The organism is Haloarcula sp. CBA1129 (genome assembly GCF_008729015.1).
GTDB lineage: Archaea > Halobacteriota > Halobacteria > Halobacteriales > Haloarculaceae > Haloarcula.
Map to the genome: position 1 here is coordinate 1,722,433 of NZ_RKSM01000001.1, position 24,542 is coordinate 1,746,974.

A 24,542-nucleotide genomic window follows, 5' to 3' on the forward strand; every position below is an offset into this window, starting at 1 on the left:
CTCTCTTCAGCGTTAGGTCAATCAAGGGGATACGAACCAGCTTCGAACAACAACACCACGGGCTTAGAAAACAGGTCAGAAGCAGCTTTGACCGCGTCTCCCTCAACATGTTCGTGCCCCGCCTTGCGTCGGACCTCGAGTGTCCGGACGAAATCCGACAGCGGGCCCGGACCCTGGCGGAGCAGGCCGAAGAGCGCGGCGTGACGACGGGCGTCCATCCGGCCGGGTTCGCCGCAGCCTGCCTCTACAAAGCCGGTCGCGAAGAGGGCCGATGGCTGACGCAATTCGAGGCCGCGGACGTGGCGAACGCCTCGAGGGCGACTGTCCGGGCACACCGAGATACGTAGGAGGAACAGGTCGCCTGACGCAGTCCACTGTCTTTCCGTCTGTACTGCACATCGTTCTATCCACGCTACGATTTAAACACGAAGACGAGCGAAGTTCTCTGTAGACTACTCTGTAACCTAGCCCACCTAAAGAGGCGGACTTTCACCATGGACTCCCGCTCTAACCGAATCTGGTACGGGTTTGATCCCGTTCGCGTTCAGCATCCCGGTGTTCAAGCGCACGCCTACGGGTGCGCCTCCTTCGCCGCCAGTTTGGTTGCGAAGGAGGCGATAGCCGATGTTCTTCGCTGCGTTGTAGTCCGCGTGGTTCTCGTATCCACAGGACTGACAGCGGAAGGTGTCCTGCGACGGGCGGTTGTCCTCGTGGGTGAACCCACACGACGAGCACCGTCGGGACGTGTTCTTCGGGTTTACCTGCTTAACCTGAATCCCGCGTCCCTCGCCCTTGTACGAGACGTAGTCGTACAGACGACGGAACGCCCACTCGTGGAACTTACGGGCATCGGGCATCCGATCGCGGATATCCGTCAAGTTCTCGAAGGCGATCACCGTGCAGCCATTTTCAGCTGCCTCGTCTACGAGTTCGTTCGCGACACAGTGAAGATACTGCTCGAAACGCCCTGTCTCCTTGCGCCCGACCGCTTGGACGTTCTCGTGGGCCCACCGCGACCCACACTCTTGGAGCGATTTGCGGCGCTGGACGTACTCTGTTCGCCAGTGGTTGAGTTCGTCGGCAGACCAGAACGCGCCAGTCGAGGTGACGGCGATGTTCTCGATCCCGAGGTCCACACCGAGAACCGTTCCGTTCTCGGCCGGTTTGGGATCGTCCACGTCCGCCTTTGTTCGAACGTGGAGGTAGAAGTCACCACGGCGATAGTGGAGTGTCGCGCCTGTCGTCTCCCATCGTTCAGAACGCAGGTACTTCGAGTGGGGCGTGTCACGGGTCTTGTCGGGCAAGACGTACTCGGCGGTGACACGCCCATCGACGGTAGACAACACGGCGTGGTCGTCATGGAACGTGGCGTTGCGCTGGTTGTATTCGCAGAACGCCGAGGAGAACGTCGGAATCGAAGCGTACTCACCGTTCTTCCACTCGGCGACGACGCTCTTGAGCGCGTCAACCGCACGGTTACGAGCCGATTGGACGTGGTTGCTGTGGAGTCGCGTCTGCTCGCGAACCTCGTCATAGGTCATCTCATGCAGGACGGACGAACGGGTTTCAGCCCACTCGCCGTCCCACGCGGAGTCCACGACGTAATTGGCCGCCCACAGGAACTCGTCAATCGTCTCGTGGAGCAGGTCCGCCTGCTCGTCGGTCACGTCGAGTTTGACCGGGACAGTTCGACGGACCTCCATACAACTCACAACTCAATCTATGCTTAAATGTATTAATATAGTCAGGTGGGGGATGCTGCCCTCCACCGGCAACGGCGGTAGCGTAGGCAAGCGAACACACTCCTTCCCTCAGCTGCGGGAATCGGTTTCCACAGGGTGGTATCTATGAACGGTCGTTACTCCGACTTTGAGGAACTGCGGCCGACCGGCGAGGCGTCCCACATTCCGGACACGAGGCTGGACGACGGGTGTGAAGGTGCCCCCCGGCGGCAACGCGTCGCGACGAGCGCTGGTGGCTACCCTGATGCGCCGACGGTAACCGACGGCGAGTGCCAGTCGTGTGGGGCGTCAGTCCCAGATGCCCAGACGAAATGCCGGTTCTGTCTCACCAACCATCTCGATGGTGACGCCACTAGCACCAACGAGACAGCGTCGACGACGGTCCTCGGCATCATCCACCTGGTCGTCGAGTCGACCACGTTCTACGGCGCCGTGGCGAAGGGCGGCGCCGCGGCGAACCTCCTTTCCGCCAACGAGGCGGAGCCGACCGTCGACGACTATACGCTCATCTACGATCTCGACGAGGCGCCGGCGCGCCAGCTGGCCGAACAATGGCCCTTACTCCCCGACGCGGTACAGGTGTCGTCAGAGAAGGGAGAGCGGCTTCTCAGTGCCGCCCGTGACCGGACTGGGTGGCGCGGGCAGGAAGCGTCGGAGCGTCAGGAACAGGCCCCGACGCGGCTCTACGACCAGCGTGGGGACGGCATCCGCGGCGCGTCGCGTCTCGACGCGGTCCTCGACGACGCCGACGACGCGGTGTGGCTGGTTCCAGCGATGGCGCTGACCGAATCCGCTGGCGAAGCTGGGGCTGATCAGCAGGAGTGGTCGGTACCGACGGCTCAGGAACTCGACTGTCAAAACTGTGGCCGGGCAACCGACCACCGGTTCAAGACCCATGAATCAGTCCCAGATGAGGTATGGACGGGACAACCGATCTGGGAGTGCCGGGTGTGTGGCTCGGCTCGCTACGGACCTGGTCTCGAGTAGGGCCAGTGCTAGGCGTCGATTAACCAACAATCTGCGAGTACCGTCGAGTTTCGTTGGTTAAGACTGTGATTTCCTGCAAGCCCGATGCCAATCTCGCTAGGGAGTCTTTCCGCGCCGGCGAGCGGTGAGGCGCTTCCGATGGAGCAAGAGTTCAAACAGGGCTACCGGATGCATCGTATACTCAGCAATCTCAACCGACTCGACGTCGACCGGTTGGACGACGCGGATCGAAAGCGAGTCGAGACCGCGAGAGACCTCCTGGAAGAGGTGAGCCTTCTCACGCGGCCGGGCGACGGAGCTGGGGCGGACGCCCACGCAGACTCCTAACTGCGTCTCCAGTTGTGCTCAGGAGATCGCCTTAGCGTCGTTTTATCCACCCTGCCAGCCGGTTAGAACCCCCCAATCCCGAGTACCATTAGGATTCGTACCCCTAGAGCGCCTAAACTTGCGGCAACACATCCAACCATGTACCGTAGATCGAAATATTCGTTTTTAGAGTGGTAGTACCAGATACCGATCAATCCGACTAGAGACACGATGCCTACGATGGTCTGCATACTCACAGCCTCATAACCAACAAAAGACCAGATTGCTAAACCCCCCAAATGGTCATCAATAACCGGAATATCAGATCTAGCCGATCCTGTGCCCATCCCTCCTTCTTCTTCGCTATTCTGATGTAGGAATCCTTTCGTCCTTCTAACTCCTCGAAGTCAAAAATCTGCTCGCTAAATCGTCGAATCTCAGCTTCATACATCTCATAATCTTTCTCAACCTCCTTCCGCAGTTCGGACAGGTCTTCAATCCGATCTTGAATTAGCGGGAAATAGAAGCCGACCAGTACAGCGAGGATGAACAGGCTGAATGGTGGTACGTAGGTGACGTTGTTCCAGCGTAGAACGAGAAAGAGATTCGCTATGATTGTCCCGATGAGCGTGAACAACAGAGTCTGAATCTGGCGGGATAGCTGAGTGGCCGCGTCAGAAACCCGGTTCGTCAGCCCGGTCATAAAGGAATGAATTTGCTGAATCGCGTCGCTCAGATCGTCGAAGTTCTTCTCGATAGCATCAACCTGCAAATCCCTGTAGTAGTCCCTTACCTCGTCAACGTGGTTCGGCAAGTCGAGTAAATCATCGCAGGTGTTAGCAATTGCAAGTCGCCAAAAATCCCGGAACGCCGCCTTATCCTCATGTTCCGCATAGATCTCGTATGCAGATACGAGTTCTTCGATTGCGGATGAATCGTAGTCTTGACTCACTTCATGAGGATTGACCTGTTTTGTAAAGGTTGTCGGCTCTGAAGTGACTATGAACTTAATCAAGCCGTTTCTGGATTCAACTGCCGAAGAGAACACCCCGAAAACGCTGTACACGAGTACAGGACGGAATCCAGAAATCAGGTCAATGACCGAGATTACAGCTGCTGGAGGAACCGGAGATAGATCGTCGTGCCAAACGGTGCTCTCTCGGGCACACTGCATAGCCTCCTGATACTTGTCACGACCATCAGCAAGTTCCTCGCCCCCCAGTTCGTTGATATCCTCTAAGGATGTTACAACCGAGGCACCGAAAATAGGAGTGACAGAGCTTTCAAAGACAAATATAGGCAGTTTCTCGAACGCAAAAAATGCATCAATTACATCAGTAATCGACTTGGTCTGGATCCACTGGCCAAGAGTATCTGGATCAGGCCAGAGGAACACGGAAATCTCGCCCTGAAGGACGCTTGGAAACGTCGATACCAGCTCCTCCTCAATAGCCGATTTGTCTACAATACCTGTGATTGTAACGCTTTGGCCGTCATCGTTGTGAAGACCGTTAACAAGTGTATAAGCGAACTCAGCTGCTCGCTCAATATCTGAATCACGGTAGTTGTTGAAACCGCGCTCAGCTCTGTCGTGGTCGGTAGATAAGTCTAATTCGGTGAGTTCCTCAAATCCATCACTATGTGTCATGACCCCTGTCCCACTTTTCCCAAAGAGCCGGATTGTGGGGGAACTACATCGGAGTTCGAAATCCGTAAACCACTCAGGATGGTTGTGAACGGCCTTTACTACGCTAATAAAATCGTTTCTGTCAAGATCGGAGGCTGTAACGGTAAACCCGATGTCGGCTAACGTTGTTTCTACCTCTCCCTCGGACTCAAGGGCCTGTACCTGTTGCAATACTTCAGTAACTTCAGCAGACATACCCAGTTAGAAGAGGTCGCTGGGGTGCGGCAAATCGTCAATTTCATCGAACACGCTGCGTTTGTTTCTCCCGGACCCGACCGTCATCTGTGGTTGTGTTCCCGATAGAACGACATAGTACGTATTACCTTCTTTCGCCAATTGCACGTTTTCTTGTTGCTGAAATTCACTCAGTGGAATTTGGAAGGAGGTATTCGCGATCTCTACCGAAACCGTTGCCTCCTGTCCGACCTCGGTGTCGAACTCTTCTGCGACAAATTCGGTGAAGTCATCCAACGAATCGAACTCTCCATCCCCTTCGTCCATCCGCTGACCAAGGGAGTTCTCTACAAGTTCGTCAGGGTGTTTCTCTTCTTCGAGTCGGAGAAATCGCCACCAGTATTTCGCGTAGTGTTGACTGCCATCCCGTTGATATACGCGCGCTCGATCAGAGTCCGCCTCATCCTCAAATTCATCATAAAAGGGGTAGATGATGCTCTTGTCTGTTTCTTCCCGGATAATTCTCTCGTGCTCGACGAACATTTCGTCGGTATCGATTTCGTGTGCATCAGGGAGGAACGGGGTCTTAATCACCGCCACAAATTCGCGGTCGTGTTCTTCGAACGGTGCGACTATGATTAGGTCAGAACGAGATTGGATTTCGGTGATATACCAGTCAGCAATATGTTTGCTATACTTCTCAAGATCCCCGTCGTTTCTGACTTCCTCGAGTACATCGAGAACTGATTCCCCATCATCGGATCGCTCCACTTCGGCTTCAGCGCTGAACCGGTGGTTCCTGGCACTCTTAGATTCTCCGTATTTCTTTCCAAGTGCCGTATCGATGAGCTCCTCACAGATACGGGAGGCCTCGGCGCCGGCGTCATCGTTAAAATCCTCGTTTTCGAGGACGCCTACCGTTGAAGGATCAGGGTTACCGTCACCTTCCGTTTTGACACAGCTATAAACGCCGATACCCGTTACCTCAACCATAGTACGATTTTCTAGGAAATTGTATTATATCTTGTGTGAACGTCCCGCTTGCTTCCCGTCACACCTAATCTGGGGAAGGCGAGAGTTCTTGCAAGAACTCGATACTCAGACGGCCGGGTTCACGAAGTGTTGCTTCTCCGTACTGGCGAAGCGGTACATCGATCGCGACGGCGAAGTCCTCCACGCGGACATCAGTTCCCCCGACCCGATCGACGAGTAGCGTTGTTCGTCCCCCGGGAGGGGTGCGGGGTGATCCAGTCGCGGTCGCCCCGTGAGGTGATTGCTCGATGGGACACCGCGCGCTCGTTGCGTACGAACGCACAGACAGACAGTACACGCTCCACTACAGCCATTGGGGCGCAGCGAACCTGAAGCTCAAGCACCGAATCTCGGCTGAGACGCCGTTCGGTGGCGACGACACTGACTCCAAGTGGGCGAAACAGCTGCTGGCGGAACTGGCCGATGGCCTCGAGGCAGAAGCCGTCGACGGCTACCTCGCCGGCGAGGACCGGCCGTCGACGGTCGTCGAGCCGAAGCCCCGCGCCACCGGGCTCACCCTCGACGAGATCGTCGCTGACCATCTCGACTACCTCCACCACGAGGCGTTCTTCGTGGTGTCGACGACGTTCGAGGTGACCGCCTACCGGACGCTGTGGTTCGGACTCCAGTACGACTCGGAGACGGTCGAACAGGGAGAGACGGTCGGGAACGGTGCGCTCGCGACGGTGCGCTGGTACGACGGCGATCCGGTTGGCGATGGCCACCTACAGGGACAGTTCGCGGCCCTCAAAGACGTCGTCGGCGATATGCTCGACAAGGGCGTCTTCACGCCGTCGACGGCGAGGCAGTACCTGAAACGGAAGCTCGCCGAGCGGGTCGGAGACCGGCAGCAGCTGCTCATCCCGACCGGAGAATCACCCTTTGAGAAGGCGAGCCTCAACCACTCCTAGTTGGATCTGCTACGTAGCAACTGCTGTTTTTCAGGGGTCGGAATGGGTGAGCCCCGCCATAGGCTCGTGATTCGATGACCTCAAACGACGACCCGTTTCACGACTGCGAGTTGGATCCCGAGGCGATCCTCGGAACACACACCTTCGAAGACGTCCTGTTCACCGACGACACGGAAACTCCGGTGAACGTGCTGACCGGCGAGACACCGGCACATTCGCAAGCAACCGTCGAGGAAGCGAAGGAGTTCGCTGCGAGTATCGACACGGAAACGCCCCAAATCGTGCTCCCCGCATCCGTCGAGTCGCAGGTCGAAACACAGAGCAAGCCCTACACGGCGGCCGCGTTCTTCCACTTCAAGGCGACAGGCTCGCTCGAACGCCACCGTGCTTACCACACCGCCTACGAGTCGGACGCGTTCGCGGTCGACTTCGCGGCAGACTACGCGTCGGGCGACCTGACTATCACTGTCGAACGAGCGGACGAGGCCTGAGAATCCGCGGTCACGAGCAGGTTTTTCGAGCGCCGGCGATGGGTGCCGGCGCAGCTGGAGCGAGCAACGACCCCCGGTGCGTCGGCGTTTCGAGGTGTTCGAGATGCATATGGTGATTTACGCACTGGTAGAGGCATCGACGCACGACGACGCGCTGGCCACCGGAAAGACGGTGTTCGACCGACTGGTCGGCGCGGACCCACACGCCGGCGCCGTCTTCGATTACTACGTCTGTTTCGACGAGGAAGACACGTCCGTTGCTGGGAAGGCGCGATGGGGTGAGCTCCCGACTGCAGCCCCCGTCGACTCTGATGACGGCGAAGACCTCCTCGAGCGTGGCTGGGAGGCGACGAAGGAAGAGTTCAAACGGAATCTCGATCGGGTGAAAGAGGCCATCGACGAGCTCGCCGACGAGGAGATCATGCGCGACGAGGACCTCGCCCGGCACGCCTTCCACAAGGTCGGTGCGTACGATGGCCCGACGATCTTCCTGTACACCGAACACGGAACCGGCATTCGTCACCGTGGACAGCTGGATCGACTCCTCGAGGAGAGTGAAGAGCTCTGGATCGTGCCCGCTGACGTCCACTTCTAACCAATGCCTCGCATCACCAACTGGCGACGCGAGAGCCGCTCGCCGACGCTTGCGTATCGGAACACCGAGACCGGTGCGCGAGCCGTCCTGCATCGAGCCCCGGACTCCTACCGGTACAAATGGCGTGGGGCAATCCTCGTCGACGGCTATCCGGTGTGGTCGCGGGGGTACGAGACGAAGGACGCGACGTCGTTCCGTGACGAACTCCGGGAGCGGCCGGCTCCGGACCTCAACTGCCCGGAGTGTCCGAACAACGACGTTCGCGTCGGCGAGAAGGCAGCAGACGGGGCGAAAGTCCAGCGGTGGTACGACTGCCCCAACTGTGGGTACGAAGCCCCCTCACGCATCGTCTACGGCGCCGAACGGTGAGTGAGCGAGCGGTGGGCGCTGTTTTTCGGCCGGGCACGAGGTGGTGGCCCGGTACGACCGGGTAGTCAACCAATGACCCTCGAAGTACTTGACCGACACAGTGAGGCACTGTTCGATTTCCTCTGGTGTCCCGTCTGCGGGCAGGAGATCTTCACTCACATCCCCTTCGAGGGGGTGTTCTGCAAGAACTGCAACACCCAGGTCGAACTCCAGGAATCCCGAGAGACGCGCGGCTACGAGGAGGCCGTGCTCGCCTGCTTCGATTCTACCACGACCTGGAACCTCCACGTCGACGAGAAACTGCGCCGCGACTTGCCTGATGGGTCGGCGCGCGTGAAGATCCTCGGCACACCGGGCGCCTACAATGTCGACTGGTGGAGTCCAGAGCCAGGTGAGGACTGGGAACCTGTCGAGCACGGCGAGTTCGACGACGTCGAGGAACCATCAGAGGTGTCGCATCTGGCGTAGAGCACGCGTTAAGGCGGTGAATTTACGCCCGACACACGTCGCAGGACCCGCATCCACGAGGGGTTCGCTCGTCGAAGTAGAGACGGCGCCATCGAGCAAACTGATCCGCATACGTGTCCTTGCTGTACGGGAATTGGTACAGATTGACCCCGTCCGGCAGGTCTGTGATTTCGGGCGCATCTATGCCGGGGAATCCGTTACGAAACACGAGATCTTCTGTTTTGGACACCAGCTCAGGAGCAACTGTGGATGGGTCCGAGGCCTTCAAGAAGTAGAGTGATGGGATGAACTCTTTCGGGTCGAAGAATCCGTTTGCGTGAAGAATCCACCCACAGAGCCACAGATACGCCTTCTCACTCGAGAAGAAGACTCCGTAGTGGTTGTCCGATTGCCGGCGTTTGTACACGAACACGGGGAGACCATAGCTGAAGCCGACCCGCGTTGGCTCTGCGTGGATATAGCAGTCCTCACGGTCGATGTAGTGGACCAACGGAGCTTGACACAGCTTGCCCGGGTGCTCACCAGTACCAATCTGCTCCCACAGCTCCGAGACGGAGGCCACGTCGGCGCTTTCGTCCTCGAGAGTCGTATCATCGATTGCACGATGGACGGGCGCAGCAGACTGAATCTCCTCGGGGAGATCGTCGCTGGACAGCTTCGCCGTCTCTCGGTCAGGGAGTGTCCGATAGAAGTGTTTATAGAAGCCCTCACGACGCCGCTTGTCGGCGAGCGTTTCGCACCGGGCGCAGTCCTCGATGAACATCGCTGGTACCACCCGGTCTGGATTCTCGGCGGCCTCCTCGTACAGACTACGCTGCCGTTCGGCCCGCCTGGCAATTTCATCTGGATCGGGGAGTGGTGAGCCCCCCTCAGACTCCGATGGCATACGCATACCTTTGGGCTGGAACAGCATCAGTTTCCGAGCAAGGACCCCGCCCGACTGCCCTCTTGCGAATTTCGGAATCCATTTTTAATCGGGTTTAAGTTGTCCAGTGACAGCCATTCGGCGAGATTCCAGCGACTCCACTCGATTCAGGAGAAGTTGTTTCTGCGCCGGCGATGGGTGCCAGCGCACACGCGCCGGCGGTGATCGATGTCGACACGAAGTCAACTCCGATTCATCCAACGGATCGAGACCGCAGGCGAACAGTCCGATACCGACCGCATCGCACAAATCTACCGCCACTCGGACGGGTATCCCGATAGCGTCCTCCATGACCTGGACCAGCTGAAGCAGCTGCTTGACGAGACACGAACAGAGCGCGGGGCTGCGTACGCCGCTGCCCAGTTCCTGTTCCTCGACACGCTCTCGACGATGACCCTCTACGTGGACGAAGGGCGTGACCGGAGCATCCACGCTGACCAACCCTCGGATCTCCTCGACCCGGACAATATGGGGCATCTCGACCAGCCGATGTTCCTGCTGGGACACGTTGTCGAGAATCCGGCCGACGGCATCCACGGCGACGAAGAGTACCTCTACGTCGTCGAACTCCCGACCCGGAACCCGTTCAAGGAACCCTCCGAGTGGACTGTCAAGGTGAGTGGTCACTCCGCCTTCCCGCGCTGGGATGGCCCGACCGAGGAAGCCTTCGATCGGGCTAGCTGGCAGTTTGAAGGACCGCTCTCGGCCGCCGTCGACGAACTACTAGCCCAACCAAGCTAATCGTTAATTGGAAACTCCCAAGGATCGAGTTCTGAAGAGAAGGAGCACCCAGTATAGGATTCTTCGGAACGAATGGTTTGCAGATTGCTACTGAGAGTTACGAATCCGCCGGCGAGCTCGAGAATCCAATACCTGCTGTGCATAGAGTGAATCCTCTCGGTCGCTTTCCGCGACCCATTCAAACGCTTGGCGAGAAATTTGTTTCATCAGTAGCTCACCGTTTTCGATTTTCCAGCCAAACGGTTCTTTAGGGTCTAATCCCCGCTCTCGAAGGATTTCGTCGTCGACACGCAGAGCCATAACGAGGTCGTCCCCGTATTCAGCTGCTTGTTCCGGGCTCAGCACCAAGTTATCGAGGTATTCATCGCTGTTCGGCTTGGGCGTCATCCACTCGACGGTCCACTCATCTCCGACCTGATTGGAAGGCATACCTGTAGAATAGTCGTTGCTCGATAAAATTGACAGGGGGAGCAAAGGGTCGTATCAGAACGAGGTGTTTGCGCTCAGAGCAGACCATTGCCAGGACAACAGAGAACAATACCCGTTTTAATCGATAAGTCCGATTGGTCCAGTATGGATTACGTGGATGAGCCGCCGGAAACAGAAAATCCTGTAATGGTGATTCGGGTAACAGCGAAATGTACCCTCTGCGAAACCGCTGAGCGGTGTGATTCACCTGGCGAAGCAAAAGAGTGGGCGAGAGATCATCAACATCCTCGAGACTTTATTGAATACCGTCGGACCTGGGCCGAGCGATAACCAATTCGACACCTCGATACTCAGATTACACCTCCAAGTGCGAGGATGCCAAGCAGTAGTAGAACAGCCGTAACTACTCCCCCACCAGCAGTGAGGAGCTTATTCTCCATCACCTTCTCGTGGATCGGCATCGCGGCGTACTCCTCGCGGAAGGCCTCGAGATTCTCCTCGTCGTAGAAGTACTTCGTCTTCAATGCGAACCGTTCCGTCACCGCGCAGCCCGTACAAACCGGTTCGCCTTCCAGCCGCTCCGTTTTGGTGTGGCTGGAGCAGGCGATGGCCCCGCAGTTCGGACAGTAGGTGTACGTCTCGGTGACGCCACTCGTGTCACAGTGGACGCACTGATGGATGCCGTTCTCGGCGGTCACTCGTGACGGGCCTGCCGCGTAGTACTCGTAGGGGTAGGTGTACTCCTGGACGTCGGTAGTGTGCCGAACTTCCGGGAGGTACACTGGTTCGATCGACTGGACAGAGATGTCCGAGCGGTTCGGCTCACAGGTCTTGTTGTACGTGACGTTGTTGTCGCCGGTGTAGGTGACCGTCGTCGTGTGATGCTGCTGGAGGCGCTCGACGGCCCACTCCTTGTACTCCGTTTGCGTCTGCCCGAACCGCCGCTCCTCGACGTCGTCGAACACCTCTCCGAACTGCTCGGCATCGAGGTCGACCGTCGCGTGGAGATTCTCGGTGACCAGCGTCCCGACGTCCTCATCGACGACCTGCGGCTGCCCGCGTTCGGCGTGGACGACGAATCGCGTCCGGTCGTCGATCCGGTGGATGACGCCCACCGACGTCTCGAAGACAGCGTTCGTGTCCGCGGTGACCGCGACCACCGGGCGGAACGTCACCGATGAGTGTGGGTCTGGGAGATCGGCAGCCTCGATGTTCTCGATGTCGCGGAACGCCTCCATGACGGGCGCGTCGACGTCGGCGGCCGGATCGTACGGGCGGAGCGTCTCGTCGCAGAGAATCTCGATGCGACCGTTGTAGAGGTCGAGGCCGATCTCGTCGGCGATCTCCCGGAGGTCCTCGCCATCGAGCAGATCGATTGGATGTGGGTCGTCGTTCTGCTGGAGGCGGTCGGCGTACTCCTGAGCAGGGTTCGTAAACCGGCCGGTCGTGACGACCATTCCGCGTTTCGGGCCGTCGAAGTCGAACGTCGCGATCGCCGAGTGAAGCTTCTGGACGACCGGCCGCCCGACTGTCCCCGTGTGCTTGCACTCGACGATGATCGCACGCCGCGTGCCGTCGACGACCTCCTCCATGATGACGTCGCGACCCTCGTCAGCCGTGCGGTCGGCCTGGCGGACGTTCTCGTAGCCGAGGTTCCGGAACACGTCCTCCATCACGTCCTCGAACTCGAACCCCGAGATATCGTCCAGTACAGCCATCCTCAATTATGTGGACAGTACGTTGCAACTGCCAAATACGTTGCCGAACGCTACGCCGTCCTGTTTGTTGAACCCCTGAGAGGGGTGCGGGGGTCACCGAACCGCCCGCGAGCAACGATGAACGGGAATGTACCTATGGCCAGTTCGGAATCGGTTCCAGTCGCATCGCCCGCTCAGTCTCACCAAGACGCAGCCGAATACGTCGGCTTCCGCGTCGACGGCCAAGCCGTCGTCCTGAGCCTCTCGGAGCATCGGCGACTCTCCCTCGAGCGCAGTCTGGACCTCGTCAACCACAGTCCGAGCGGGTTCGAGTGGGGGTACAGTGGTAGCGGGCCCGCCCAGCTCGCGTGCGCGCTCCTCCTGGACTACTACGACGATGAGCAGTTCGCCCGTGAGCACTACATCGCGTTCCGGAATCAGGTGGTCTCACAGCTGGAGTGCGACGGTGCCGCGGCGTGCTGGCACCTCCCCGGTGAGGAGATCGACGCCGCGATGGCGACCCTTACCGACGACGTCGTCGCCCTCGCCGACGGCGGACGGCCGTCACCGACGCTCCCCGAGAACTGGCGAGCCGTCTCTCGCCCTGATCGAAGAGTGTTCCAGCGCGCTGATCGCGACCACTACATCGTGCTCGGGGATGGAAGCGACGAGTGGCTGGTCGTGCTCTGCAGCCAGGGTGACCGGGCATATCCTGCCCCGCTCGTACATCGGACAGTTGTCGAGGAGGCTGACGTGGAACGGGTAATCCAAGAACTCGCCGAAGAGAGCAACGACCTCATCGAACCCCCGGAGGGGGAGCACTGATGGAGACGCTTCGACTGGCGCGAGCCACCCATCAGCTCCTCGAACGTGGTGTCGAGGCGCTCGAGAAAATCGGGCGTGAACTGGAGCGGTACAACGACCGACAGGAGCGTACCGACGGAGACAGCTGAAGATGTGAGGACACTCTCAAGGTCGAATGGTAGTTCGTGAGACGTTGTTTTTGCGCCCGGGAGAGGGGCGCAGGACGCGAGACGATGCAGTCGCACGTCGACGAGGATTCCTGAAGTGAGGTGACTGAGATGAAAGATCCAGAGTCCAGAACCATCTTCGCTGGCGTCGATGGACGTACCGACACCGAACTACCCGAGTGGTATCGAGAGCGCCATGGTGATGCAGACCCCGTGACTTTCGCCGAGGCGGTTCGTGATCTTCCGCAGGCCGTCGAGACGACCGTGGCGTACCAGAATCCCTACACCGACGAGTGGGTCGAGACAGAGCGGTTCAACGCGCTCGTCGAGCCGAGTCGGGCTCGAGAGCAGGCCCGAGATGAGGACACGGAGACGGATCCGTTGTTCCACGTGCCCACCGACTCGTACGCGATCATCAACCCGGTCGACGTCTACGGGCCGCTGGAGGAGGTCCTCCGCGAGGAGACGATCGACGGGACCCCGCTGGGCGAGGTGATGTTCGGCGAGATTCGGCGCTACCGGGGCGGCGGCGAAGTCCATATGGACATCATGTTCGACGGCCTCGAGGTGCGCCTTCCCGGTCGGTCGGACTCGATTACGATGGGCGTCACGTCGGGCTACGACTTCTTCGGCGAGCACGCCGTCTACGTTGAGGGGTTCGCTCAGGATGGCTACTGCTCGAACACGATGCGCTCGCTCACCGACAAGGAGGTCATCAAACACGTCGGCGACGTCCGGAACTTCCGGACCTGGTGGGAGGAACTCCTCGCACAGGTCGAACTCGTCGCCGACGATCTCTTCGAGTTCATCCGGGACGCTCAGGACATCGACCTCGACTTCTCGGAGCTCCCGTTCACCGTCACGGAGTTCTACACCCTGCTGGGCTTCCCGGACTACCTGGCCGAGCGCGCCGCCGACGATGCAGAAGCCAATGCGGCGTCCCCCTTCGAGATCGATATGTGGACGCTACATTCCGGTGCGACGTACGCACTCACCCACTTCTTCCAGGGGAAAGAAGGGGCATCTCTCGATCAGTACGTCCGCATCGCCAACGACATCCTGTTCAATCCGGAAGGCACGATCGAGCGCGTCGAGCAGGCGTACGAGCAGCAGTTAGAGGCGGACGGCGACGACGGGTCACAGGCGTCGCTGGCCGGCGAACGAGCGCTGGCCAGCATCGAGCGCGTCAGCGACGACCTGCAGGAGAAAGTCGAGCAGTTCGAAGATCGAGAGGACGCGCTGCGTGAGCGGTTCCAAGAGGCGATGGCCTGACGCCGCGTCGGTGATGTAGTCGTCTGTTCTGTTTTTCTCGCCCTGGATGGGTGAGGGCTACCGAGATGGAACAGTCCACGATTAGCGACGGGAGTGACGACGAATTCCCACCTGAGAAGCGTCTTGAAGCACCGAATTACCGATTGATTAAGGCCGGTATCACGACGATCCCGGATATGGAAACCCTCCAAGAGTGTGTTGCCTACGAGAACGCCCACCAGAATCGGACGCAGATCCTGCGCCGGCTCAAGTGGAAGGCTGAAGAGCTACGTGAGGACGAAGAGTAAGCTCTGTTCTTAACCAACACACTCCGCGTTATTTCCCTATTGTTGGTTAACAGGCTGTGCCTCGGTTTTTCGGGCCCCTGAAAGGGTGCGGGGCAGCCAGCAGCGGCCTCGCGAGCCTAATCATGTCCCTCGAGCTGAGCTCCAGCGCCAGCACCGCCCGCGAAATCGCCGCCGCCAGACAGGCAGACTACGTGGCGTTTCTGCATCGAGCCCCGTTTGTCGTCGACGCTGTCGACTTCGGCTTCCTTCCCGGCTTTCGCGAGGACTGTGGGTACCAGGAGGCGCAGTATCAGAACCTCAGCCTCCCCGTCGGGATGCTCGACAACGATTTCCGGAATCCCGATCTGGAGCGGTTCGTCGACCGTTTCTTCGAGTACGAACCTCAGGTCGGGGTCATCGGGGATGTCGACGAAATCGACGACGTCGACGCCCACGTCGCTGCTGCTCGCGAGATCCAAGCGAGCTATCCCGAGGCCGAGCTCATCGTCGTTCCGAAGTCCCAAGCAGTAATCGACGCGATACCCGAGAACCTCGTCCTCGGGTATTCACGGGGATACGCCGACCGCCTGGCCCACGAGTTCTCCGACCCAGCCGATTGGAGAGGCCAGCGCGTCCACATCCTCGGCGGGAGTCCGCCCAAGCAGCTCGACACCATTCGACAGTTGACCAGGCCGACACTCACGGACGAGCCACCAGCCGACATCGTCGGCGTCGACTGGAACGGGCTACATCGCGGCGCGCAGTTCGGTGAGTTCTGGACGGCCGACGGCTGGGACGACAGCGGTCGCGACGCCGACCACGTCACCGTGCGAAAGACGGTGCGACACAGCCTCGCTCGCGTCCGTGAGTTTTGGAGGGTCCACGGAATCTGGCCCGAAACGACACCGCAAGACGAGGGGCTCGAAGTCGAGTACGAGGGTCCGAGTCCTGCCGATCTCGAGGACGCCGCCTGTACCGAGTGCGGGACGAACGTCTGGCGAACTCGCCGCGGCCCGTACGTGGCCGAATACGATACCGGCGCTATCTGTGGATACTGCAGCTACGAGTGCTACTTCAGCCACCGTCATCGAAACAACCTGGAGGAGATCGCCGGCGAACAGAGCGTCTACCTCCCGCCGGCGTGACTTCGCGACCTGTTTTTCGTGCCCCCAGAGAGGGCGAGGGCTCCTTCGAAAGCTCTCAGAGGTGACTTCCAGTGAGTCAACAACAGAGTCCCGACAACGTCTCGATCGACGAGATCCCGGTCGATATCGACAACACGCAATCAGCGGAGATCGATCCCGCCGACGTCCCCGACGAAATCGAATCCATCACCCGTGGGCTCGCCGGTGAGCAGCCGCCGACGAATCCTATAGTGGTTCTCAAAGCGGCCCGGTGGTGGTACATTCACGGCAAGGGCGGCACGGATCCCGCCTTCCAGTGGGCCATCGAGTGGGCGCGTCACCTTGCGACCGACACGCCTAGCGACGTTGAGCGGTTCGACGAGTTCCTCGAGTACCTCGTTACGGTCGGCTTCGCTGACGAACGCCACGAACTCCGCTGACCGACAGAGCGGTTTTTTGAACGCCCCTGAGGGGTGCGGCGCGGTCTGAACAGACGCAGTCGCCGTGAACTCGATTCGGTGATCACGATGTCTACGACCAGAGACTCGTCGGTCTCCTTCGACCAGACCGACACGCGATCAGACGAGATGAACAGTACCATCGAACAGTGGATCGACGACCTTGTCGCCGGCGTCGACGACGCGCAGGCCAGCGAAGAGTTCCATGAGTGGCTCGATGTCCAGAGTCGTTTCCACGACTACTCCTACCGGAACACGCTCCTCATCAAGCGGCAGTGTCCCGAGGCGAGCCGGGTGGCGGGCTACCGGACGTGGCAGGAGGAGTTCGACCGCCACGTCAAGGAGGGTGAGTCGGCCATCTGGATCTGGGCGCCGATCATCTCCAAGCAGTGCCCGGAGTGCGAGAATTCGCCGAGCTACCACGAGGACAGTGACTGTGAGTACGACGAGACGCCGCCCGAGGAGTGGTCCGAGGGGCTCGTCGGGTTCAAGCCCGCGCCCGTCTTCGACGTCTCCCAGACCGAAGGCGAGTCACTTCCCGACCTGGACACGGAAGCGACCGGGGACGCCGGCGACCTCGTCGAACAGTTGACTGCCGCCGCTGACGACCTCGGCGTGACGGTGCGGATCGTTCCAACTGAGGAGTGGACCCACGGCGAGGCAAAGGGCATCTGCGAGCAACTGAGCCTCGTCGACGTTCAGCCGCTCGTCGAGGTGCGTGATCGGGAGAACGAGGCCGACCTCGCGCGAACGCTGATTCACGAGTACGCACACGCGCTGCTCCACTTCGATGTCGACGACGATACGGAGCGGTCGAAACGTGAAGTCGAGGCCGAAGCCGTCGCGTACGTCGTCGGGCGGTACTGCGGGCTCGACACCAGTGGGTCAGCGTTCTACCTCGCTGCGTGGGAGTCGGACGATCCCGAGGTCGTTCGCGAGCGCCTTGGCCGGATTAGTCGAACGTCAGAAGAACTTATTGAAGTTCTGGAAGACATTAGGAGTTAATCAACACCAATCAGTTCTCGCCTCGTTTGTTGGTCGTTTTCCCAATCTCATGTTCCGGTGAGGTGAATGGCTAGATCCTGAAGATCGGTACGGATGGTTGTGTCGAACCGATCGGGGAGATTCTGTTGGTGAGCGACACCAGCGAAAAACTTCTCGGTGACTACGAAATCGGAGTAGGGAATAGCGACTGCAAGGGCCATAACGTCGTTAAGGTCGTTTCCCTCGATGTCGCGGTGGCGGTGGAAATCGCGGCCGAGGATGAGATCGAGATGGGTGAAGTAGGTGGGAAACTGCATAAAAAAGTCCTCGAACCCTTTGATGGCAGTGTCACGGGCGATAATAGAGAGTAAATCCACGTCGAGTGGAATCTGCTCAGCAGTATGGAGGAGACCAGGGAGTACATCATTTCGAAAACTTTCGATTATTAGCTGTTCACGGCGTTCCTCGTCGGTGTCGGCGATATCGTCGTACTCTTTCCGAATGGATTCCAGTGTCTCAACGTACTGGGCACGCTCCTCCTCGTCCCAGGGCTCTGGGACGTCGTCGAAGAAATCGTCAGACTTGATCATTTGCCGGGTTACCTGCTCCGATCGAAGGATTTTGTGGACCTTCCATTCGCTATCGATTGGGTTGCCGTCACTAGTGATTCGAGGGTGCCCGTGGGGTTCGACGAGGCCGCGGCTGAATATCTGGCCACTTGGGTCGATCTCGGGCAGCAGGTCGGCATGTCTAAAGATATACGCCGTGATTTCAGCACCGATGGCGTCGAAGTAGTTCCGCATACAGAAGTTATTGGAGAGGTCGATCATCAGCTCATAAAGCTCTCTCTTGAACGTATCGTCGTGGTGCGCATCAGTTTCAAGGAAACGGGCGATAGAGTAGGGGCAGATTGCATCGCCGCGTTTGACGGCTTCTCGGACGGTTTCGTAGGCGTCGGTGTGCCTTGATTCGGAATCATGGCGGCCGGCGTGGAGCTGGCCCCAGATTTTCTGGTCGAAGTAGATGATCGTGATGTCGTCCCGGTCGAGCGTGGGTTCGGGTGCATCGAGTATCTCCTCAATCGTTTCCCTGTCCAAGTCCTCGAACATGCAGACGAGGAATAGTTGGGCGCGGGTGAGTTTGAGTTATGGGGTTTCGACGGCTTGTACCCGAGTCAGTTGGCGGAATCCGGGGAGTACATTCGGTAATAGGATTCCAGGTGTACACAGGTTTTTAGATAATCGGCAAAAACTGTTCTAACAGTGGCGAAGAAGAGAAGCAGCAACCAGCAACTCGAACAAGCTTCTCGAGGAGAACTGATCTCCCGGTTAGATGAGTTTGTCGTCAATTCCTTGGATAACGACTTCGGGCTTGACTTTCAGGTTACGGTGACTGAGCAGGGGGAGGACGGCCATCAGGAAGTCCGGTCGATTAATTTCTACATTCAGTTGAAGGCATCCGAGGAGTTCGAGGGAGACCGGGCGACATTCGATCTTACGACCGACGATCTTGAACTGTATGTAGAAACATCACAGCCGGTTGTACTGGCGCTGTACGACGACGCAGCAGACCAGTTCTACTGGACGGTGACGCAGGACTACATCTGGGATACATTGAACAACGAGACACCCGGATGGCGGGAGCAGGATTATAACCGTATCCACGTCAACAAGCAGAACACGTTCGGGGATACGGACGCCCTGAAGGACGCTGTTGTTGCCAGCCAGAAGCGAATCATCCGACGTCAAAACATGGGGCTGGGACTGGGGGAGGGGGTCAACTTTTCGTCCGCGGATCTCGGTGAACTCGATCGGGAGATCAACAGCAGCCTGTTGAGCTTCAAAGGCCATTCCCTGATCAAGTCGCAGGAGCTCATGCAGCAGGGGAACATGGAAGAAGCGCGGGAAACGCTAATCGATGTCTACAACGCGCCGGAGAAGGACGAAGGCAAGCTGAAAGCCCTTGTCGGCCTCACCCACACATACAATTCACTGGAGCCAGAGGAGGCCGTGACCATCATTGAGCTCTCCGAGGAGGCCATCGACCTCGCCCAGGATCTGGACATAGACGGTCTCGAATACTATACCAAGATTCACAAACACCAGTCAGAGCTGTTTATCCTCCTTGAGAAGACCGAAGAGATACTGGTGTCGTTGAAGTTCCAAGGAGAGGATACGGATGCGTTCTTCGCGTATTATTTCAATGAGACCCTGATCGAGTTGCTTGAAGAAAAAATCCGTATCTTCGGCGAGATCAACGATGCGCTGAACCAACTGGTTGACCGTGACCACCTCTACGAGTTCATCGTCAGTCTGCCTATCGTGCTTGACTATATCTCCAACCAGATCATGCGTCTCACGCAGCTACAGATCATGGACAAGGCTGCGCTGGGCGAAGAGAAGCACGATCATCCGCTCGTGAAGCAATGCGAGCAGATATTGGATATCGTGGATGATCCGGAAATCCGGATGCTCCTCGGTAAGAGCCTCGGGCGGTACTACTATTTCACGCTAGAGCCGGAGAAGGCGATAACCTACTTCACCACCGGAATCTCGGGGGCGGAGGAACTCGGTGACGAGCACACTGTCGAGTTCCTAGAAGAGCTGCTGGACGATGTGGAGGACCGGCCGGATCCATACGAACGAGAGGAGGTGAGCGAGGAAGAGGTGGAGGAGATGAGTCTGTCGGAGTATCAAGAGATGGCAACGGATATGCTGGAAATGCAGGGGATCGACCTTGATGCGGATGATGAGGATCGCACGACGGAAGCGATTCGGATAGGAGTCAAGGATATTAACCAGACGGAATACTTTCGGCACTGCGAACACCTGCGAATCCGCCAGCTGTCGACGAGCCCGCTCGGCCAGTGGCTCAGCCTCTACACGCTCGGTACGAAGATGGTGTGGTGTAAACACGGGGGAGCAATGGAGAGTGTAAATCTGGAGCTGGCATTTAACGGGTTTAAAGATCGATATTGCGAAGGCTGTGAGCACCACTGTCCACGGCCAGACGATTGGGAGCCCAATCTGTCGTGGTGGGAGGAACAGGCACAAGATCCTGAGCTCGAGGAGTTCCTCGAGAAACGCGAGGACCCGTGGTCACAGGACTCTGGATAGACGATGTTGCCTACAGATTCCTGATTCGGAGAACGCCGGTCGTTGTCTTCGGTTTCAACCCATACTGCAGATCGTAACAGGTCTCGCCGTCTACTTCTTTTACCAGTATTCACAGAAGGTAGTTCTAGAGTGTCTCAGCCGAATCAATCGGACAGCAAAGGATCTTATCGACATACTCGAAGACTGACGCGCTCTCCAATTCTGTTAACCAACAAGTGGGTTGGTCGCCCCGATATGTTGGTTAAGTTTTTCACCGCCCGCGGAGGGGCGGAGGCGCGTTCTGACCTCCGTCGAATGATGACTGAATCCTATCTCACAACGGTCCTCGAGGAAGCCGAATACGTTGTCGAGCAGCACGATCAGGTCGCCCGAACGACAGACAACCAAGCCCACGAGTACCTCCGATACGCCGTTCTTCGGGTGCTTGAAGGCGAGGCGGACCACCTCCCACCAGACTGGACGCCGATAAACGGCGTGACCGTCGGCTACGGGAGCGACGAGGCGATGTACGACAGCTGGAGCTCCAGCGAAGACTGGTGGGAGACCGTCCCGCCGCAGGAGGCGTGTACCCGCTTCCGGGTGTTCTTCCCGGACGACCACCAGACAGTTCCCCGTGACATCGTCGACGTGATGGCTGCGCTGGGTGCCTGGCGCGTCTGGACTGGGTGCGCAGCCGCGTGCGGCTCCTACGACCATCGCGAGCGCCGCGAGGTCCACTACCTGTGGCCGGAAGGCCATCCGGTGGAGGAAGTGCTCCACGAGCGGCTCAGGGGGCCTGCGGAAGCCGTCGCTCCCGACGGTGGCCGAACGGGCGACGTTCGCGACCGACTGGTCGTCGACGAGAACGCACAGTCGGAGGACGATCTTGAGCCCCGCACGAAGCGTGCCGTCGCCGAAGCGATGGACGTCTCACTCCTCTCGAAGGGTGGCCGCTACGAGGTACAGTCTGCGTCCGGGAACCGGTACGAAGTCGACGTCATCGACGAATCGTGTACCTGTCCCGACTGGCAGCAACGTTCACCCGAAGGCGGCTGCAAGCACCTGCGCCGCGTCGATCACGAGATCAAACGGGGCCGCGTTCCCCGACCAGACGGCCGCCTTCCCTCCCCGTAGTCGTGGCCAGACTACTCCACGGGACGGACTGTGTCGCCATCCCGACGGACCCGGTCGAACGTTGAGAGATACGCGATCCGGTCGTGAACCTTGTCAGTATCCAGCTCCAGTTCGGCGGCCAGTTCGTCGACGGTCATCGGTTCATCGAGTGCTTGGAGGACTTCGAGCCCCCGGTAGTATCTATTCGTGAGCTCTTGGACGCGGCCCTCGATCGGCGTGGTCACCCCGTATCGGTCCTCGAGTTCGACCAGGGCCTCGTTCGCGAACGTGGCAAACTGATCGTCCCCCAGGCGTTCGATCTGGGCTTCGAGTTCATCCCGCACGACGTCGTAATCGAGGCCGGCCTGCACGAGCATATTCATATCCTCGATGTCGTCGTCGCGGCCTGCGATCGCCTTGAACAGGAAGATATCCTCGTTGCTGACCAGCCGAACCGTCAGTCGATCCAGATTGAGGAACGGCTTGCTGCGCTCTTGCATCCCGTTGGTGAGCACGAGCTTGTTCGCGACCTGCTGGTTGAAGATATCGAGGCGACACCCGTCGTCGTTCTCGACGCAGCTCGTCGCGCCAAGCGCCCGGTAATCTGGATCCAGCGACTGGACCTCCCCATACCCGAGGTCCATCAGGACCGCCCACAGCTGGCCGTACGCGTCGCCATCTGGGACGACCAGGTCGATATCTTTCGTCGCCCCCTTGAGGTCACGCAGCGACATCGCGCCACCACCGATCAGGTAGACCGTGAGCGGTTCAGATAGCTCGTCCCCGATTCGCTGGAATTCGTTCTCGATGTACTCGCGTCCGAATGTTGGTCTCATTGTGGTAGTGGCACCTCGTAGTCAGCCGCCAGCTCCTGGAACTCGTCCCACTCCGGGAGCCGGTCGTCGTCGACCTCGCCGTGCGTCTCGAGGTAGCGGAGCAAGGCGTCGATTTCGTCTTCGAGGCCATACTTCGCCGCCTGCTCTCGGAGGTCCGCCTCGTCGACGTCGACGTGGCTGAGCAGGAGGAGACAGTACGAGCGGTGGCGGCTGCCGTCGTCGATCAGCAGCGTGTGACAGCAGAGCTCCGCCGGCGAGACTGCGTCGAGGTCTTCGGAGTAGACGTAGTAGCGGTGGCCGGTGAGCAGGAACTGGAGGTCGAAGGCCGCGAATCGAGCGAGGCCGGTTTCGTGGAACGCCTCCGCATCGATCTCCATCTCAGCCTGGGCGAGGAATTCGTCGTAGTCCTCCCAGAGAATCGTGCCCTTCGGGGCGACGGATTCGAGGCGTTGACGATGTAGATGGTGTGCGAGTTCACGGGCGAACTCGTGGAGGCGGTCGAAGTCGGCGTTGAACTCATAGTGGCCGTCGACGGTCCCGACGAGCCCACGGTCGCGAAACCGCTTGAGGACGCGATTGACCGTGTTGCGGTAGTTGTCGCTCCGGTCGGCGATCTCGGAGACTGTTCGCGGCTGGTCGAGGTAGTACAGCACCTCAAGTGCCTTGCCGGTCAGCAGCTCGGGGAACTCGATGTGGGAGTGCTGGCGGACGAGGTCCTGATAGAGCTCGACGGCGCGAGCATCCGACGGGACGACGCGTTTTCGACGGCCGTCGCGTTCCGTGTAGACGAGCCCCTTCTCGACGAGGTCGGCGACGGCACGAGAGAGGTAGCTCTCGCTGTGGTCGAGCTTCGTCGCGAGTTCGGAGATCGTGTCGCCGCGGTCGACCGTGGCGAGGACCTCGAGTTCGATGCGCCGGAGCACGGTGTAACATAGTACGAAACTTGTATATAAAGAAGTTTCGAGTAGTGTTACAGTCAGCAGGCACGAGAGCCGTCTCTATCGTCTTAACCAACAAAACTATGGATTCGCGGGTCGTGTTGGTTAACACGAGAGTAGCCGATGTCCTACGAACCCCCGACCCCACCGGCGAACCTCCCGACGGAGATCGTCAACACGCTCAACGAGTCGGACCCGGAGCAGCTCCGAGACGTTGCGACGTACGCTGAAGCGCTCGCCGAGCACAAGGAACGAGAGGCCCGTCTCGAGGAGTCGGCAGATCAAGAAGAGGTCGAAGAGCGACCGGACGATCTCCCGGACGACGTCCCTGCAAAAGCGACGATCACGATCAAGGAAATCAACGACAATCGCTACTACTACTGGCAGTGGCGGGAGGGAGAGAAGATTCGTTCTCAGTACAAGGGTCCGGTCAACCCGGACGAGTAAAACTCGATGATGGAGGACACCCACCCCACGTTTCCGTCGTAACTGGATGTTGGTGGAGGGGGTGACGCTGATTTCGAAGGGACCACACCCCCCGCGTTTCCGTCGTTTCTCCACGACGGCGTAGGGGGAGACTACGATAGTGCTATGCAGCCACTAATTCTGTTGACCTAGAACCTATCTAGAGATGAACTAACTTCTGCAACACATAGATTAAAGTAGTATAGCTGAGAAACGCTCATTAAGTGTACTTCAACCAAGGAGGGGCGAAGTACTTCGCCCCCTCAGATGAAACGATCCTTTCCAGCTGCGTCTGTAGGCGGCCAGTATTGGACGGCTAGGCCGCTCCCGTCTTTGGTATCTCGTCGTGGACGTCTTCTTCGAGCCCCCTCCCCACCTGTTCGGTGATTACGACGGAAACGTGGGGTGTGTGGGTTCGGGATTCGACATCGAGGCGACGCTTCCGTCTACGGGTTTCCTCCCTCAC

Annotated in this window: 28 protein-coding genes and 1 pseudogene; 20 read left to right on the forward strand and 9 right to left on the reverse strand. The window is 58.9% G+C overall.

Translation table 11 applies throughout. From position 1 onward, the window contains the following. Positions 1-95: 95 nt before the first annotated feature. Positions 96-347 (forward strand): annotated as a pseudogene (locus Har1129_RS08580) (transcription initiation factor IIB family protein); the annotation flags it as partial. 126 nt (positions 348-473) lie between these two features. Here the strand turns inward: Har1129_RS08580 and Har1129_RS08585 are convergent. Next, a complete protein-coding gene (locus tag Har1129_RS08585) occupies positions 474-1,703 on the reverse strand; it encodes an RNA-guided endonuclease TnpB family protein (RefSeq protein WP_151100282.1) in 1,230 nt (409 codons plus the stop codon). A gap of 144 nt (positions 1,704-1,847) precedes the next feature. On the opposite strand from Har1129_RS08585, the gene Har1129_RS08590 reads away from it, so the two are divergent. Further along, positions 1,848-2,729, forward strand: a complete 882-nt coding sequence (locus tag Har1129_RS08590; protein ID WP_151100283.1) for a hypothetical protein — start codon at positions 1,848-1,850, stop codon at positions 2,727-2,729. 138 nt (positions 2,730-2,867) lie between these two features. Then, positions 2,868-3,056: a hypothetical protein gene (locus Har1129_RS08595; protein WP_151102118.1), complete on the forward strand. Its 189-nt coding sequence runs from the start codon at positions 2,868-2,870 to the stop codon at positions 3,054-3,056. A gap of 265 nt (positions 3,057-3,321) precedes the next feature. Here Har1129_RS08595 and Har1129_RS08600 read toward each other — a convergent pair whose 3' ends face one another. Continuing rightward, entirely contained in the window at positions 3,322-4,917 is a 1,596-nt protein-coding gene (locus Har1129_RS08600) for a hypothetical protein (RefSeq protein ID WP_151100284.1), read from the reverse strand. A gap of 6 nt (positions 4,918-4,923) precedes the next feature. After that, the gene (locus Har1129_RS08605) at positions 4,924-5,889 is read right to left on the reverse strand and encodes a hypothetical protein (protein ID WP_058984734.1); all 966 of its coding nucleotides are present in this window, start codon (positions 5,887-5,889) and stop codon (positions 4,924-4,926) included. An 88-nt stretch (positions 5,890-5,977) separates the two neighbouring features. On the opposite strand from Har1129_RS08605, the gene Har1129_RS21185 reads away from it, so the two are divergent. The 6 genes from Har1129_RS21185 to Har1129_RS08635 all read left to right on the forward strand — a co-directional run bounded on the left by Har1129_RS21185 (position 5,978) and on the right by Har1129_RS08635 (position 8,762). Then, complete coding sequence (locus Har1129_RS21185) at positions 5,978-6,109, forward strand: hypothetical protein (protein WP_255518364.1); 132 nt, start codon at positions 5,978-5,980, stop codon at positions 6,107-6,109. Between the two features lie 67 nt (positions 6,110-6,176). Continuing rightward, positions 6,177-6,839, forward strand: a complete 663-nt coding sequence (locus Har1129_RS08615) for a DUF6735 family protein (protein WP_151100286.1) — start codon at positions 6,177-6,179, stop codon at positions 6,837-6,839. Between the two features lie 74 nt (positions 6,840-6,913). Then, positions 6,914-7,330 carry a hypothetical protein gene (locus tag Har1129_RS08620; protein ID WP_151100287.1) on the forward strand — a complete coding sequence of 139 codons (417 nt, stop codon included), beginning with the start codon at positions 6,914-6,916 and terminating at the stop codon, positions 7,328-7,330. Positions 7,331-7,433: 103 nt separating this feature from the next. Continuing rightward, on the forward strand, positions 7,434-7,925 hold the full coding sequence (locus Har1129_RS08625) for a hypothetical protein (protein ID WP_151100288.1): 492 nt from the start codon (positions 7,434-7,436) through the stop codon (positions 7,923-7,925). A gap of 3 nt (positions 7,926-7,928) precedes the next feature. Continuing rightward, entirely contained in the window at positions 7,929-8,294 is a 366-nt protein-coding gene (locus Har1129_RS08630) for a hypothetical protein (RefSeq protein WP_151100289.1), read from the forward strand. Between the two features lie 72 nt (positions 8,295-8,366). After that, positions 8,367-8,762: a hypothetical protein gene (locus tag Har1129_RS08635; protein ID WP_151100290.1), complete on the forward strand. Its 396-nt coding sequence runs from the start codon at positions 8,367-8,369 to the stop codon at positions 8,760-8,762. 22 nt (positions 8,763-8,784) lie between these two features. Here the strand turns inward: Har1129_RS08635 and Har1129_RS08640 are convergent, their stop codons facing one another. Beyond that, positions 8,785-9,648, reverse strand: coding sequence for a hypothetical protein (locus tag Har1129_RS08640; RefSeq protein WP_225307787.1), 864 nt, complete (start codon positions 9,646-9,648; stop codon positions 8,785-8,787). A gap of 207 nt (positions 9,649-9,855) precedes the next feature. Here Har1129_RS08640 and Har1129_RS08645 point away from each other — a divergent pair, with 207 nt between their 5' ends. Beyond that, entirely contained in the window at positions 9,856-10,428 is a 573-nt protein-coding gene (locus Har1129_RS08645; protein ID WP_151100292.1) for a hypothetical protein, read from the forward strand. 87 nt (positions 10,429-10,515) lie between these two features. On the opposite strand, the gene Har1129_RS08650 is transcribed toward Har1129_RS08645, so the two are convergent. Further along, positions 10,516-10,857: a hypothetical protein gene (locus Har1129_RS08650; protein WP_008458758.1), complete on the reverse strand. Its 342-nt coding sequence runs from the start codon at positions 10,855-10,857 to the stop codon at positions 10,516-10,518. A gap of 350 nt (positions 10,858-11,207) precedes the next feature. Further along, entirely contained in the window at positions 11,208-12,575 is a 1,368-nt protein-coding gene (locus tag Har1129_RS08655) for a restriction endonuclease (protein WP_151100293.1), read from the reverse strand. Between the two features lie 117 nt (positions 12,576-12,692). Between Har1129_RS08655 and Har1129_RS08660 the strand changes: the two genes are divergently transcribed. The 7 genes from Har1129_RS08660 (at position 12,693) to Har1129_RS08685 (ending at position 17,650) form a co-directional block, all read left to right on the forward strand. Beyond that, positions 12,693-13,379: a DUF6166 domain-containing protein gene (locus Har1129_RS08660; protein WP_151100294.1), complete on the forward strand. Its 687-nt coding sequence runs from the start codon at positions 12,693-12,695 to the stop codon at positions 13,377-13,379. Then, positions 13,379-13,507: a hypothetical protein gene (locus Har1129_RS21190; protein WP_255518340.1), complete on the forward strand. Its 129-nt coding sequence runs from the start codon at positions 13,379-13,381 to the stop codon at positions 13,505-13,507. The genes Har1129_RS08660 and Har1129_RS21190 overlap by 1 nt, the downstream gene beginning before the upstream one ends. 129 nt (positions 13,508-13,636) lie before the next feature. Beyond that, a complete protein-coding gene (locus tag Har1129_RS08665; RefSeq protein WP_151100295.1) occupies positions 13,637-14,797 on the forward strand; it encodes a hypothetical protein in 1,161 nt (386 codons plus the stop codon). A gap of 65 nt (positions 14,798-14,862) precedes the next feature. Beyond that, positions 14,863-15,084, forward strand: a complete 222-nt coding sequence (locus Har1129_RS08670) for a hypothetical protein (protein ID WP_151100296.1) — start codon at positions 14,863-14,865, stop codon at positions 15,082-15,084. Between the two features lie 122 nt (positions 15,085-15,206). Then, the gene (locus Har1129_RS08675) at positions 15,207-16,208 is read left to right on the forward strand and encodes a DUF6610 family protein (protein ID WP_151100297.1); all 1,002 of its coding nucleotides are present in this window, start codon (positions 15,207-15,209) and stop codon (positions 16,206-16,208) included. Between the two features lie 71 nt (positions 16,209-16,279). Further along, on the forward strand, positions 16,280-16,627 hold the full coding sequence (locus Har1129_RS08680; RefSeq protein ID WP_151100298.1) for a hypothetical protein: 348 nt from the start codon (positions 16,280-16,282) through the stop codon (positions 16,625-16,627). 87 nt (positions 16,628-16,714) lie between these two features. Then, positions 16,715-17,650, forward strand: coding sequence for an ArdC-like ssDNA-binding domain-containing protein (locus Har1129_RS08685; protein ID WP_151100299.1), 936 nt, complete (start codon positions 16,715-16,717; stop codon positions 17,648-17,650). Between the two features lie 47 nt (positions 17,651-17,697). Here the strand turns inward: Har1129_RS08685 and Har1129_RS08690 are convergent, their stop codons facing one another. Next, the gene (locus tag Har1129_RS08690; RefSeq protein WP_151100300.1) at positions 17,698-18,738 is read right to left on the reverse strand and encodes a hypothetical protein; all 1,041 of its coding nucleotides are present in this window, start codon (positions 18,736-18,738) and stop codon (positions 17,698-17,700) included. A gap of 153 nt (positions 18,739-18,891) precedes the next feature. Here Har1129_RS08690 and Har1129_RS08695 point away from each other — a divergent pair, with 153 nt between their 5' ends. Beyond that, entirely contained in the window at positions 18,892-20,745 is a 1,854-nt protein-coding gene (locus Har1129_RS08695) for a DUF4365 domain-containing protein (protein WP_151100301.1), read from the forward strand. A gap of 297 nt (positions 20,746-21,042) precedes the next feature. Next, positions 21,043-21,858 (forward strand): hypothetical protein, encoded by an 816-nt coding sequence (locus Har1129_RS08700; RefSeq protein ID WP_151102119.1) that lies wholly within the window; start codon positions 21,043-21,045, stop codon positions 21,856-21,858. 11 nt (positions 21,859-21,869) lie between these two features. Here the strand turns inward: Har1129_RS08700 and Har1129_RS08705 are convergent, their stop codons facing one another. Both Har1129_RS08705 and Har1129_RS08710 read right to left on the reverse strand, forming a co-directional pair. After that, positions 21,870-22,673: a DUF6036 family nucleotidyltransferase gene (locus tag Har1129_RS08705; protein WP_151100302.1), complete on the reverse strand. Its 804-nt coding sequence runs from the start codon at positions 22,671-22,673 to the stop codon at positions 21,870-21,872. Further along, on the reverse strand, positions 22,670-23,596 hold the full coding sequence (locus Har1129_RS08710) for a MarR family transcriptional regulator (RefSeq protein WP_151100303.1): 927 nt from the start codon (positions 23,594-23,596) through the stop codon (positions 22,670-22,672). The genes Har1129_RS08705 and Har1129_RS08710 overlap by 4 nt, the downstream gene beginning before the upstream one ends. Positions 23,597-23,734: 138 nt before the next feature. On the opposite strand from Har1129_RS08710, the gene Har1129_RS08715 reads away from it, so the two are divergent. Continuing rightward, positions 23,735-24,058 carry a hypothetical protein gene (locus Har1129_RS08715; RefSeq protein WP_092893735.1) on the forward strand — a complete coding sequence of 108 codons (324 nt, stop codon included), beginning with the start codon at positions 23,735-23,737 and terminating at the stop codon, positions 24,056-24,058. Positions 24,059-24,542: the final 484 nt, after the last annotated feature.